11 protein-coding genes are annotated in these 12,666 nt (G+C 65.6%); 5 read left to right on the plus strand and 6 right to left on the minus strand.

From position 1 onward, the window contains the following. Positions 1–124: 124 nt before the first annotated feature. The 5 genes from QSK39_RS27940 to QSK39_RS27960 all read right to left on the minus strand — a co-directional run bounded on the left by QSK39_RS27940 (position 125) and on the right by QSK39_RS27960 (position 5,729). Complete coding sequence (locus QSK39_RS27940; RefSeq protein ID WP_285480777.1) at positions 125–2,116, minus strand: NACHT domain-containing protein; 1,992 nt, start codon at positions 2,114–2,116, stop codon at positions 125–127. A 199-nt stretch (positions 2,117–2,315) separates the two neighbouring features. Beyond that, positions 2,316–3,350 carry an IS481 family transposase gene (locus QSK39_RS27945; RefSeq protein WP_285480778.1) on the minus strand — a complete coding sequence of 345 codons (1,035 nt, stop codon included), beginning with the start codon at positions 3,348–3,350 and terminating at the stop codon, positions 2,316–2,318. Between the two features lie 241 nt (positions 3,351–3,591). Beyond that, positions 3,592–3,945 (minus strand): ArsR/SmtB family transcription factor, encoded by a 354-nt coding sequence (locus QSK39_RS27950; RefSeq protein ID WP_285480779.1) that lies wholly within the window; start codon positions 3,943–3,945, stop codon positions 3,592–3,594. Further along, positions 3,942–4,361: a hypothetical protein gene (locus QSK39_RS27955; RefSeq protein ID WP_285480780.1), complete on the minus strand. Its 420-nt coding sequence runs from the start codon at positions 4,359–4,361 to the stop codon at positions 3,942–3,944. The genes QSK39_RS27950 and QSK39_RS27955 overlap by 4 nt, the downstream gene beginning before the upstream one ends. A 210-nt stretch (positions 4,362–4,571) precedes the next feature. Further along, a complete protein-coding gene (locus tag QSK39_RS27960; RefSeq protein WP_285480781.1) occupies positions 4,572–5,729 on the minus strand; it encodes a helix-turn-helix domain-containing protein in 1,158 nt (385 codons plus the stop codon). Positions 5,730–5,854: 125 nt separating this feature from the next. Here QSK39_RS27960 and QSK39_RS27965 point away from each other — a divergent pair, with 125 nt between their 5' ends. The 3 genes from QSK39_RS27965 to QSK39_RS27975 all read left to right on the plus strand — a co-directional run bounded on the left by QSK39_RS27965 (position 5,855) and on the right by QSK39_RS27975 (position 10,039). After that, positions 5,855–6,562: an HAD family hydrolase gene (locus tag QSK39_RS27965; protein ID WP_285480782.1), complete on the plus strand. Its 708-nt coding sequence runs from the start codon at positions 5,855–5,857 to the stop codon at positions 6,560–6,562. 23 nt (positions 6,563–6,585) lie between these two features. Further along, positions 6,586–7,611 (plus strand): restriction endonuclease, encoded by a 1,026-nt coding sequence (locus tag QSK39_RS27970; RefSeq protein ID WP_285480783.1) that lies wholly within the window; start codon positions 6,586–6,588, stop codon positions 7,609–7,611. Between the two features lie 352 nt (positions 7,612–7,963). Next, positions 7,964–10,039 carry a KAP family P-loop NTPase fold protein gene (locus QSK39_RS27975; RefSeq protein ID WP_285480784.1) on the plus strand — a complete coding sequence of 692 codons (2,076 nt, stop codon included), beginning with the start codon at positions 7,964–7,966 and terminating at the stop codon, positions 10,037–10,039. Here QSK39_RS27975 and QSK39_RS27980 read toward each other — a convergent pair. Then, positions 10,036–10,344, minus strand: coding sequence for a sigma factor-like helix-turn-helix DNA-binding protein (locus QSK39_RS27980; RefSeq protein WP_285480785.1), 309 nt, complete (start codon positions 10,342–10,344; stop codon positions 10,036–10,038). The genes QSK39_RS27975 and QSK39_RS27980 overlap by 4 nt on opposite strands. Positions 10,345–10,931: 587 nt before the next feature. On the opposite strand from QSK39_RS27980, the gene QSK39_RS27985 reads away from it, so the two are divergent. Both QSK39_RS27985 and QSK39_RS27990 read left to right on the plus strand, forming a co-directional pair. Beyond that, positions 10,932–11,438, plus strand: a complete 507-nt coding sequence (locus QSK39_RS27985; protein ID WP_285480786.1) for a SigE family RNA polymerase sigma factor — start codon at positions 10,932–10,934, stop codon at positions 11,436–11,438. Continuing rightward, a complete protein-coding gene (locus QSK39_RS27990; RefSeq protein ID WP_285480787.1) occupies positions 11,435–12,640 on the plus strand; it encodes a hypothetical protein in 1,206 nt (401 codons plus the stop codon). The genes QSK39_RS27985 and QSK39_RS27990 overlap by 4 nt, the downstream gene beginning before the upstream one ends. Positions 12,641–12,666: the final 26 nt, after the last annotated feature.

Genomic DNA, 12,666 nt, shown 5'->3' on the forward strand with positions numbered 1-12,666 from the left:
GGTGTCGTCGAGCACGGTCGTCAGCAGGCCGCGCAGCGTTGGGCGAGCCGTTCGCGCAGCAGATGCTCGCTTGCGGATCCCCGGCACGGTCGGCACTACCTGCTAGCAGCAGCCACAGGGAAGATTAGGCGTCCGCTGAGGATAATGGCGGCGCGAGTTGGTCCTGTAGCGTCGCGTGGCGGAACTGGTAGGTAGGGCCGACGGTGCGAAGCAGGTGCCGGACGCGAGCGTCTTCCAGGAAACGGCCGAGTAGCAGCGGTGTGCCCCAGCGGATCCAGAAGTAGATCTGGCTCAGGGCGACCAACCAGGCCTCGGTCCAAAAGAGCGCGAGCACCAGCCCGAATGCCGCGGAGTCGATGAGCATCGAGAGCTCAACATGGCTATCTTGGGCGACAGCAAGCCCTAGTCCCAGCAGCAGGCCGCAGCTGAGCTTGATGGCGAGATCGGCTCGCCAGAGCCCGTGCGGTCGCACGGTAGCGGGCGGATCGATCGCCATCGACATGGCCACGATCACGGCGCCGACAAGGCAAACACCGGCGATGGGAATCCCGTGGAGCACGTCGAGGAAGAGTGCCGCCGTGACGCCAACAACACCAGCGACGCCGAGCCCGATGCTGAAGGCCGAGAAGAACTTGGCCCACAGGATGCGACGACTGAACGCCTTCCCGACCATCATCGGCCTAAACCCCCTATACCATCCCGCCACAGCTCCTACCATCAACCCGAGCGACGCGCCACGGAAAAACCCCTCCGAGGCTGCGTTCGCGAAGCTGGAGCTAAAGCCGAATGGGTATGCCACCGCATCCGAAATACCCAAGAGAGCGGTTCCGGCCGCAGCGCCGAACAGTGCACTGATGAGGACACGCGCCGGGCGTGGTACCCACTTCGGGAGGTTCCACCGGACGAAGTCCCGGGAACCGCGGTCCCGCAAGTGGGTGGCGAGCACGGTCATTGTTTGGTGGGCCAAATCGGGGGAATACCGGGGCGGTCGCTGCGCCGGACGGGCCGTGTAGGCGGCCGTGATGGCTTGGTCGAGCAGGTGCTGAGCAACGTCGTCCGACCTGCGGAACCGGACGGTGTCGAGGAGTTCCTCTGGCGTGTGCCCGGCGGCCGCGACCGGGTAGACGTCGCGGACGAGGGTGATGGTGAGCGGGTTGGTCAGGGCCTGGGCGACGGCGCTGGCGGGTTGCTCGGTCAGCGTGTCGATCAGCTTCCGCCAGTGCGGCGGCGCGGGTTCGGTGAGCGTCTGTGCGAGGTGTTCGGCGGCGTCGGAGGCGGTCTGCGGCTTGAGTTCCAGGGCGACGGCACCGGCCAAGACGTGGTCGCGGGCCGCTTCGACGAGTTCGTCGGTGCGGGTGAGCAGGACCAGCCGCGAGGTCGCCTGCTGGCTGAGGGCCTGGAGGGCGACAGAGCGCACGGGCTGTGGCATCTCGTCGAGCCCGTCGAGGAACACGGAGACGCGGCCGGCGCGCTGGAGCGCGGCCGCCCGCGCACGGCCCCGGCGCCCGGACAGCGGAGGTAGCTCGGCGAGCTTCGTGGTGAGCCATTCCTGAAGCGCAGTGGTCGCGGGATTCCAGTCCTGCAGGGTGAACAGCACAGGGACAGGAATCGCGGCGCGGCTGACGGACTGTTCGCGGTAACGCAGCGCGTCGAGGAGCAGCAGGACGGCTGCCGACGTCTTGCCGCTGCCAGCGCCCCCGGCGAGGATGAGCCGTCCGGACGCGAGGCCGCCGTAGATGCGGTGCAGGGTGCGGTGCGTCCCTTCGCGCAGCTGCCGCGCGGTAACGCGCTCGATGCCAGGCAAGGGCTCGAACCCTGGCCGTCCCCCGGTGGCGGCGGCGAGCGGCCCGGCGACCGGCTCACCGCACCGCCGCCAGCGGATGGGCAGCGGCGTGGCCTGGAGCAACCCCCGTTCGACAGCAGCGTCCTGCCACTGAACCCGCACGGTCGTGGCGACGACGTCGGCGAGCCGGTCCAGGTCGTGCACGGGAGTCCGCCCGGAGCCGGCGCGCGCGTTCCCGACCTGCCAGAGGGTGAGCAAAATCCCGGCGGCGGCCAGGACGAACTGCCCGTACCCGCTGGCGTTGCTGCGTTCAGCAGGGTCGAGGAGCGTCACCTGGAGGACCCACCAGCCGAGCCCGCCAACGGCCATGACGGCGCCGACAACCCACCATCGCTTCCGCATCATGCCGGATCAGTCGCACAACGCACGCGAGTTGTGACACTTCCCCGGGAATTCGTCGGCTCACCTCGTCCGTTCATGGGTGGAGGTGAGGGGATCGAGCCCCTGGGTCCCGGCAAGATAGGCGGCATGACTATCCGCGACGTCTACATCTCCGCGCGCCCGATCTCCTGTATGAGGCCATGACGTTGGTGACGCCGGTGTGGAGCTGGGACGCTGGTGGCTGGTTTCCGGCGGCGGTGTGGGGTCGATGGTGGTTGTAGTGGATGTTCCAGACGGCCAGGGCTGCGGTGCGGTGGGTTTCGCTGGTCCAGGCGTGGGCGTAGAGGAACTCTTCGGCCAGGATCCGGTTGTAGCGCTCCACTTTGCCGTTGTGGCGTGGGGTGTAGGGCGTGATCCGCTGGTGGCGGGCGCCGCGTAGGACGATGGCGAAGTCGTTCGCGCGGTAGCAGGAGCCGTTGTCGGTGACCAGGCGGTGGATGTGGGTGATGCCGTGGCGGGCGAAGAACGCCCGCGCCCGGTGGACGAACCCGATCGCCGTCCGGGCGGTTTCGTCGGGCAGGGCTTCGGTGTAGGCCAGGCGTGAGAAGCCGTCGACAGCGGAGTGCAAGTAGGTGTAGCGGGGCCGTTGACCTCGGGTTTTGCCGCGAGCGACCTTCCGGTCCTGGGTACTGCCTTTGCCGTGGATGCGCCAGCCGCCGCCGTCGGGGATCTGGCCGGTCTTCTTCACGTCGAGGTGGACCATGTGCCCGGGCCAGCGGGCGATGATCCGGCGAGGTGCCCGGTTGGTGGCGCCGGTCGGGTCGATGAAGCGGCGTCTGTTCAGCCCGAGCTGGAGCAGGTGGCGGCCGACGGTCCGGGCCGAGATGGTGATCCCGTCTGCGGAGAGCTCGGTGGCGATCCGCCGAGCGGAGTACTTGCGTTGCCGGCGGAAATGCTCGATCCGGGCGACGACCTCGGCCGGGGTGGCCGTCGGCTGGTGGTGTGGCACGCTCGGATGGTCGAGCAGGCCGGTCTCGCCGTGGCGGCGGTAGCGGTTGACCCACTTGCTGGCGCATTGGCGGGAGATGCCCATCTCGGCGGCGACGTGGGCGATCGGGCGGGTCTGGCAACGCGCGACGAGCCGGCGGCGGCCCTCGACGGACAGCGGGGCATTACGGTGGTGCATGGACGGGTCTTTCTGTTCGGCGGACGAGTGGGTCGCACTTCTCATCCTGCCGCTGAAAGACCCGTCCCTCAGTTCAGGCCCTCGCCCGCGTCACCAACGTCATGACCCGCAACAGCTAGCAGTCCGGCGAATTGACGTTGCCGCTCCGGCGGCATGGTCCCGGTAGCCAGCTCCCGGATGACTGCGGGGACGGCCTGGTGCACGCTGCCAAGGCTGGTGAGGAGTTCCGCCGTCTCGGGGGTCATGACGGGCTCACCGGCGCGAACCAGTCCGGCTGTTCGTGCTGGCCTTGGACGAGCTGGTCCGCCGCTTGCTCGGCCAGCCTGGCGAGCCGGACCAGGTAGGCGTCACGCTGCCGGGCGCCGTGCTCCGTCAGCCGTGCCCAGCCCTCTTGCCCGACTCCGCGCCGAGTATCGGTGTACCCGGCGGCCCGCAAAGCGAAGAACTGGCGCTTGAGTCGGTCCTGACTAACCCCGGTGGCTTGGCACAAGAAGCTGAACCGGCACCACTGCGCCTCGCGCAGCAGGCACAGCAGATGCACCCGCAACGGGTCTGGCAGGACCGTGTCATGGGTGGCGGCGTAGGCCGGGCTCACGCTAGTGCTCCCGCCCCGGCCAGCAAGCGCCGCTGCTCTGTCCGCCGTGCTCCGGGGTGCCGCAGCGCCAGCACTTCCGCTCCGGCTACCTCATCCAGGTAGGCGCACATCGCCTCTTGCAGCTGCGTCTGGAGGGCCAGGTGCCGAAAACTGGGAACGACCACGTGCCGCGCTCCCGTCCGCACCAGTTCGGCCACCAGCTCGTCAAAGCCCTCCCGCGAGCCACAGTGGAACTCGAAGAAGAACCCGGCGAAGGTCAGCCCGTGGCCTTGTGCGAACCGGATCACCGTCTGCTCGAGGTGCCGCACCTTGTGGTCCGGTACATGGGCGGGCACGCGCATGTAGCCGTAGGCCAGCTGGGCTGCCGGGGCCGGCTTCGCCGTCTTGGGTAGCTGCAGGAGCACGGAGGTTGTCATGGGTCTTGTCCTGGTCGTCGCTGGTCATGGACGGCATCCCGGCGGCCAGGACTTCGCGGGGGAACGGTGCAGCGTGCGGTAGTTCGCCCGTGACCTCGGAGGCAGGAATGAGGTGGTCAACCGGCCGCCGGGATGCCAGAACCGACCGTATGGGCGGTACCGGCCAGTAACCCGAACTGTCAGTTCGGGTGGGTTTCCGCTGGAGACGATCTAGACGGGCAGACCGATGTCGGCGGCCAGGCGCACCGCCTCGACCGATACCGTCCGTCGTCCCCGCTCGATAACCGTGCGCAGGAGCGTGTGAGCCGCTGGGCGGAACCGGACGTCTTCCGGCGCGTCCTGCTCGGCGGTACCCAGTAGCGCCAGTGTCGTAGCGAAGTCCCGCCGCTGGGCATAGCCCTTGGCCTGGTCGAGCAAGAAGGCCACCCGCCGCTCAATCGACGGTGACCGCTCATGGTCAACTTGAGCCGCCAGCCGCAGGCCTTCGACCGCTTCGCCCGACTCCACTTCCACGGTCACCGCGTACATCGCCACGTTGGTCGGGCCGAAGGCCGTCCAGCAGGTGTTGCAGTCGCCCGTGCGCTCGGCCAGTGGAGCAGCCTGCCGCAGCCGATCCCGCCCTGTCCAGGCATCGCCGTTGCGCACCGCGGCCACGGCGGCAATAAGAAGGAGTGCGCCCGACAGTGCCACAGCCTCACGGTGGTCGGCGCGAAGGAGCGGTCGCAGGTCAGCCAGCGCGCTCATGGCCATCGCTTCGGCCTCTTCCGCGCGGCCGTCCGCCAGGAGCACTTGCGTCAGGTTCCAACGGGCCCCGGCCAGGCGTACCGGGTCGTCGGCCTGCTCGGCGGCGCGCTGCGCCCGGTCGGCGGCCAGCAAGGACAGGTCAACCCGGCCGACGCGTTTCGTGACCGTCCGCAGGAGCCCATACAAGTCGGCGGCCACCGTCTGGGCTTGGCGCTGCTGACGCCCGGCGGCCCCGCGAATCGTGGCTTCGGTCGCCGCGACGAGTTCCGGCAGGTCGGTGGTCAGTTCGGAGTAGCGGTGCGGCGAGGTCTGCCACGCATGCCAGGCCGCTTGCACTTGATTCTTCAGGTCAGGCAACGCCGCCGGGGCCGCAGCCTGCGGGGTGGTCATGGCGCGGTAGATGGCGTCAGCCGTAACGTCGCTGGCGCGAGGCGGCCGGGGCGCCGGCTGGTCGTCGAGCAGATCGCCGGGCTTTACGCGGAGCACGTCCGCCAGCTGGGCCAGCACCGCGATCGTCGGCAGCTTCTGGCCGCGCTCGATTTGGTACAGGTAATCCGGGGTGATGCCGGTTAGGCCCGCCACGACCGTCTTCGTCTGGTGCGCCGCCGTGCGGTAGAACCGCACCCGGTCTCCCACCCTACGCGCCAGATGATCGTTCATCGTCGTTGTCGAACCCTCCCGTCGGGCCGTGACCAGCGCAAATGGTATCGCGCCGTCCCCGATCCGTCACGGATGGCACACTCGCGTTCATGACCGCGCCGAACACGCCGCCGCGCACCTTGGTGCTGTGGGATGTCGACCACACCCTGATCGAGACGCGAGGCGTCGGCCGGGCCATCTACGACCGGGCGTTTCCAGCTGCCACCGGCCGGCCTCTGGCTAAGCTGGCGCAAATTTCCGGGCGCACCGAACTCGACATCATGGCTGAGTCTCTGCGCGTCAACGGCCTGGAGCCGACCGACGAAGCCGTGAAGAAGCTGGCCGATGCCCTTGTGCAGGGCTACGACGACGCCCGGGACGAGCTGGCCACTACCGGCCGGGCACTGCCGGGCGCCCGTGAGGTGCTTGAGCACTTGGCTACTAATCCCGCCATTCATCAGGGCATCTTGACCGGCAACCTGCGGGAGGTGGCGCGCATCAAGCTGGAGGTGTTCGGGCTCAACCAGTACCTGGACTTCGAGTCGAGCGCCTTCGGTGACGACCATGCCGACCGGCCCGAGCTGGTGCGGATCGCGCGGGAGCGGGCTGAAACCCAGACTGGCGCGCGGTTCGAACTCCGCGACATCGTGCTCGTTGGCGACACGCCCAATGACGTGAAAGCCGCCCTGACCGCGGGGGTGCGGGTGATTGCGGTGGCGACGGGCAAGAGCAGCGCGGAGCAATTGCGGGCAGCTGGCGCCGGTGAGGTTCTTCAGGGGTTAAGCGTGACGAAGATAGCGAAGCTTGCAATAAACTGAAGTAATTGACGACAGGTTCAAGCATGGAAAAATTCACCACCGACCATCTAACCGAAACGCAGTTTGAAGAGTATTGCTTTGATCTACTCAAAGCAATGGGGTTCGTAAATGTCCAATGGCGCAAGGGTACAGGACTCACATCGAGCCCGTCAGATCAAGGGCGAGACATCGAATGCGAGTACGTAAGAACCGAGATTGACGGGGCCGTACTTGTCGAGCGATGGTTTGTTGAGTGTAAACACTACAAGCAAGGCGTCCCTCCCGCGAAAATCAGCGGCGCAATCGCCTGGGCCGAAGCTGAGAGCCCGGATTGCCTTCTGCTTATAGCTTCAAATTTTTTCTCCAATCCAACCAAGGAGTACCTCGAAAAATACAAAGCCAACCGAAAGCCAGCTTTCAGGATAAAGCGATGGGAATTGCCCGACCTGAAGGAGAATTCAAACGGCAAGCTTCTGTTGCTAAGTAAGTATGGCTTAACAGAGGAGCTCGCCTTTCTTAGCATCATGCATCCCGCACACCTCGAGTACATCAAAAGCATACAGTTAAACACGCTTGACTACCTCTTCGAGTGCTTTGACGCATTGGAGACCACTAAACGAGACCAAATAACAGGCTGGCTTTGGGAGCCAATTATACAACCCAGGTATCGCGAGCCGGTCAATAAAAATGAGACCCTCAGGCAGATGCAGATCGATCCCACCGACTATGACATCTTCAAGCGAACGTGCTACGAGATCAAGCGGTCTGGCATTCTTAGCGAGATATTGCTCACCTCACTTATTGTTGGCTTCCTCCTCCAGGCAATGTTCGGACACGGCAATACGAGCTCAATTGACCAAGTCATGCGACGCTACAAAGACACCCTTGAATTCATGGCTAAACTCGAGCAGGCCGACTCCTCTAAAAGAGAGCTGGTCGAGAAGTCCCGGCCCAGGTTTGAAGAACTGATGCGGGAAACACCGGATCGAATTAGAGATGGCCATAAGCTGTACATTTACTTCTGCGAGAAGGTTGTGGTGCGACTCTTGCAGCAGCGAATCGATCCCTAACTTCTGCGACGACTAGCCGATCCAGTGGTGACCAAAGCCGTCCTCGCCGCGACGTCCGCAACAAGGGTGAGCCGGGGCAAGGTTGCTCTTGAGATTTCAAGTAATTGAACGCTCAAGTTAAGGCCGAGATGCGCTCGCGGCGGCGCCGCTGCCCGAAGCAGCGAGGATTTCACCTCCTATGGAAATTGCGGATTGGCCCACACAAGATGGAGCGTTACATCAGAAGCGTCGAAGTTATACACCTGTGCTTTGGTCGCCTTGCCGTCGCGATTCGCATAGACACCACACAGCTCCTGACCCAGCAAGAGATGCTCAGGTGGCACCAAAGCCGACGATGTGCTGAAATGTCACTATGGCGACCACTGGCGATAACCCGATTAAGGAGCCCGCCGAAGACACACTCGGGCGGGCGTCTTTGGCGCGACACCTCGCCGTCGAGTTGCGCCACCTCGATGCCAGCGAGGGCAGCGTCTTTGCCGTAATGGGGCCGTGGGGGTCAGGGAAAACGTCGCTCATCAACATGATTCGGCGCAACCTAGGCGATGATCCACCAATCACGGTCCTGGACTTTAACCCATGGATGTTTTCTGGCACGGAGCAGCTTGTAGACTCGTTCTTTGCCGAGCTTGCAGCACAACTCGGCGAAAAACCCGGCAAGTTGGGCAAGATTGCATCCGAGCTTGATGCCTATGGCGAACTTCTTAGCCCACTCGGAGCGGTGCCATTTGTAGGAACTTGGATTACCAGGTTCGGGAGCGGAGCGAAAGCCCTCAAGAAATTCGAGGATCGACGCAAGCAGAGTGTGACACAGCGACGTGCTGAACTGTCAAGCAAGCTTGCCGAACTTGAGCAACCGTTTGTGGTTGTCATAGACGACATCGATCGCCTCGACTCCAGCGAGGTCCGCGATATCTTCAAGCTCGTACGCTTAACTGCCAGCTTCCCGAACGCTATCTACCTTCTCGCTTTCGACCGCGACAGGGTTGAGCAGGCGTTGACAGGCGATGGCCTCACCGGCCGAAACTACCTTGAGAAGATCGTCCAGGCCTCGGTCGATATTCCCGCCGTATCGGATAACCTGCTCATCTCCCAGCTGACCACGGCGCTCGATGCTGCAATCGGCGACGTGAGCAACGATGTGCGATTTGATCAGAGCCGATGGCCAGACGTCCTAATGGAAATAGTCCACCCACTGGTTCAGAACATGCGTGACGTACGCCGCTTTGCAGCATCCGTTCGAGGAACGCTCCGAAGCCTGGAGGACGCGATAGAAGTTGTTGACATCCTAGCCATCGAGGCAGTGCGCGTATTTGCGCCGGACTTGTTCCGATCCGTTGTGTCAAATAGGGTTGCCCTGACAACCACAGCGAGCCTTTACGTCGGCAGCCGCCCTAATGAAGCGCACAAAGCAGCGATCAACGAGGTTCTCTCAAGCTCGCCAGGGCACGAGAAGATCGCCGAGAACCTTATTCGCCGCGTACTTTCGGCCGGTAGCCAACACCTGCCTCAAGGAATGCATTACGGGCCCGACTTCCAAAAGCAGTGGCTGAAGGGCCGACGCCTGGCCCACCCGCACATACTGGGGCTGTATCTGGAGCGACTGGTTGGCGACGATCTGCTCGCATTCAACGATGCCGAACGCGCGTTCGCCGTGCTAGCCGATGCCGGTCAATTGGCAGCGATCTTTGCTGAACTAGATCCCGCTCGGCGCGAAGATGTCATCAGCGCATTGGAGACCTTCGAGGGCGACTATCCAGTTGAGGCCGTAGTCCCAGCAAGTGCCGTGCTTCTCAATGTCCTGCCCACGCTGCCCAAGCGTGAACGGGGCATGTTCTCCATGGGGGATAGTCGCCTGACGGTGACCCGAGTGGTACTGCGACTCTTCCGCGAAATTGAACGATCAGCGGAAGTTGAAGAGGCGGTTAAGGGAATACTTCCTCACGTCGAAATACTGTCGTCGAAACTTGATCTTATTCACATGGTAGGGCACCGCGAGGGTGTCGGCCACAAGCTCGCCTCCGAAGACGGCAGCAAAATCTTTGAAGAAGTTTTGAGCGGACAAGTGCAGCAAGCTGTTGCCGCGGACCTCCGTAAGGACCCTGGACTATTGAGACTCATGCTCTGGATGCGGGAGCGCCCCGACCGGGAACAAGGGGCTATCTCGGTCCTCCTCGACGATCCGACGATCAACCTGGCGGTGTTGCTACAGGCGTACGGCGAGGCACGAATCCAGGCGATTGATAGCAGAGCAGTTACCCGAGAGCCTCGGCTTGGCTGGGAAGCGCTGGAGCGGATCTACGGCAGCGAGGATGCTATACGCGAAGCCATCGAGTCGGCGCAGACAGTCGCGGGCGACTCTGAGCCAGCAGCTGAAGTTCTTACTGTTGCTCGGAAGTACTTGGAAGGTTGGCGGCCCGAGCGCTTCTAGCGGCCACGTGACATGTTGCGGCCACTGCGCCCGTATCGATCGACCTTCGGGACTCCTGCTTCGTGCAGCCGATCTCTGACTGTCGTCTGCCCCACCCCTAGCTTCTCCCCGATCTGTTCGTAAGTCCAGCCCTTCCAGTACAGCTCAAGCGCAGCCGGCACGTCGTCCAAGCTCAGCCCCTTGGAGCTTGGGTCGATGCCTCGGGCGCGAAGATGCTTGCTGACGGTCCCACGGTGGATGCCGAGCTGCCGTGCCAGCCCGGCCACGCTGGCGCCACCGTGGAACCCTGCCACCAGCTCGTCCACCTCCGAGGCCTGGAGTTGACGCGCCGTTCGCGGCGCGCGGTCGGGTGGGCTGTTAACGGGCCGGGCATGGTCAGACCAGTCGGCAGCAATATTCAGCAGGCGTTGAACTCTGGTGGATGGACTTGAAAGGGCCTCAATCATCCCGACCCGGGTACGAGGCTTCGCTTCGCGTTCGCCTCTCACCCTCCTTCTCCTCTCCCGGGGGCCGAGCCCCCGGACCCCCACGGTGCCTCTGGTGGCGGTTGGGTGGTCTGCCGTGGCTCGTCGTCCCTGCCTGGTTGGCGATTCCGGCGACGGCTTCGGTCGGGACGTGCGCCCGCATCGGTCGTGACGCCTGTGCGCCTCGGCCGGCCTCCCCTTCGTCGTGATCTGCACCCTGGGCCAGTAGCCGGCCGGTGGGCTGCGCAAACACCCAGACCTGTACCGGCGAACTGCCACTCCTCCTGCATGCGCAACGAACTTGTCGTCGCAGCCGCGCCGCGATCGACACCGCGTTGTCCGGACGACTCGGCCGTCACCCAAAGTTACGGGCAACGCCCTCCGGTCGGACGTCGTATAGAGGGGTGACGTACTGAGAGGGGTGTCGGGTGCATGATCAGGACCGGGAGTTCCGGGCGTACTTCGAGGCGCGGGCGGCCGTTGTGAGGCGGACCGCTTTCCTGCTCTGCGGTGACTGGCACACGGCCGAGGACCTGGCGCAGACCGCGCTGGCCAAGGTCTACCAGCACTGGGGGCGGCTGGACCGGAACGGGCAGGTTGACGCCTACGTGCGCAAGGCGCTCGTGCGGACCCTCATCGACGAATCGCGGTGGCGGAAACGGCGGCCGGAGACGGTCGTCGACGTCCTGCCCGAGGTCGGTGAGGCGGTGACGGGTCTCGAGGAGGCCATGGACGTCCGGCACGCGCTCGCGACGCTGCCGCCGCGGCAGCGGGCCGCGGTCGTGCTGCGGTACTGGGACGACCTGCCCGTTGCGGAGACGGCGGCGGCGCTGGGGTGCAGCGAAGGAACGGTGAAGAGCCAGGTGTCCAAGGGCTTGGGAGCGTTGCGGCGAGCGCTGGCCGCGCGGCGGACTGTGTTGCGGGAGGGCTCGTGAGTGACGAGGTGCGGGACATGATGGGGGTGGCGCTGGCCGGCGAGCCGGCTCTCGGACTGGAGTTCGACCGGGTCGTCGCGGACGGGCGCAGGCGGCGGACCCGGCGGCGGGTGGCCGCGCTGGCGGGGACGGCCGCCGGGATCGTCACGGTCGTCGCGGCGACCACGGCGCTGACCGGGCTGGCGGGCAGCGCGCCCGCGCAGCCCGCCGGCTCGGCGTCGGCCACCGCCGCGCCGGCGCACCCGGGGTGCGTGGTGCCCGCTTCCGCGAACGGCTTCATCGACCTGCCCCGCGGCACCGCGAGCCCGGCGGAGCTGAGCGAGTCCGGCCGGCTGACCGAGGCGTTCCGGAAGGTCGCCCTGCCCGCCGGGGTCGAGGCGAGCCAGGTGCAGCTGTGCGTGATCCGGGACAGCTGGGGCGGCACCATCCCGCTCACCGGCGGCCAGCGGGTCACCGTCTACCTCCGGCCGCGCGGTGGCCAGGCGCCCGGCGAGTGCGTGAGCCACCCGGGCGCCGAGTGCTCGGTCCGGACACTCCCCGACGGCTCGATCGCGCGCGTCAACTCGCCGGACCCGAGCTTGGTCTACATCGAGGTGTGGCGTGCGGACGGCACGTTCGTGCGGGTGGACGAGACCGGTGGCGACGTTTCGACGAAACGAGTGCTCAGTGACGACGTGCTGCTCGCCCTCGCGACCGCGCCGCAGCTCAAGGTCGAGCTGAGCGGTCCGCCGATGCCCGCGGAACCGTCCGACCGGCGCGCGGCCGAACTGGACACGGTGATCGCCACCGCCCTGCCCGCCGGCCTGAGCGCCGAGCCGGCACCGGGCTCCGACCGCGGCTGGCGGTTCCGGGTCAGCCAAGGTGGTTACAAGGCCTACGCCAACCTCACCGACGCCAAGGGCACGGGCTGGGCGCTGGTGGAACTCCAAGCACCGGCCGACGGCGCGGTCACGTGCGGCAACCAGCCGGGCTGCGCGTCGGTCGACCTGGCCGGCGGGCGCAAGGGCGCGGTGACCACCACCGTGCAGCAGCCGGGAAACGTGACCGTCGTGACGCTCAACGCCAGGGCAGCGGACGGCACGATGATCACCGTCCTCACCTCCGACGCCGAGATGGGTACCGGCCACCGGTCGCGCCCCACGCCGCCGTTGTCCGAGGCGGACCTGGTGCGGATCGCCGAGCTGCCCGGCCTGCACTGGTGACCACGTCCCCGGGGGAGTCCACAGCT

Source organism: Amycolatopsis sp. NBRC 101858, assembly GCF_030269325.1.
In the GTDB taxonomy this organism is placed as follows: Bacteria; Actinomycetota; Actinomycetes; order Mycobacteriales; family Pseudonocardiaceae; genus Amycolatopsis; species Amycolatopsis ponsaeliensis.

Excerpts from the sequence above, each read along its gene's own strand:
- QSK39_RS27970 (WP_285480783.1), top strand. The coding sequence starts at position 6,586 with ATGGAAAAATTCACCACCGACCATCTAACCGAAACGCAGTTTGAAGAG.
- QSK39_RS27945 (WP_285480778.1), bottom strand. The coding sequence starts at position 3,350 with ATGCACCACCGTAATGCCCCGCTGTCCGTCGAGGGCCGCCGCCGGCTC.
- QSK39_RS27965 (WP_285480782.1), top strand. The coding sequence starts at position 5,855 with ATGACCGCGCCGAACACGCCGCCGCGCACCTTGGTGCTGTGGGATGTC.
- QSK39_RS27975 (WP_285480784.1), top strand. The coding sequence starts at position 7,964 with ATGGCGACCACTGGCGATAACCCGATTAAGGAGCCCGCCGAAGACACA.
- QSK39_RS27955 (WP_285480780.1), bottom strand. The coding sequence starts at position 4,361 with ATGACAACCTCCGTGCTCCTGCAGCTACCCAAGACGGCGAAGCCGGCC.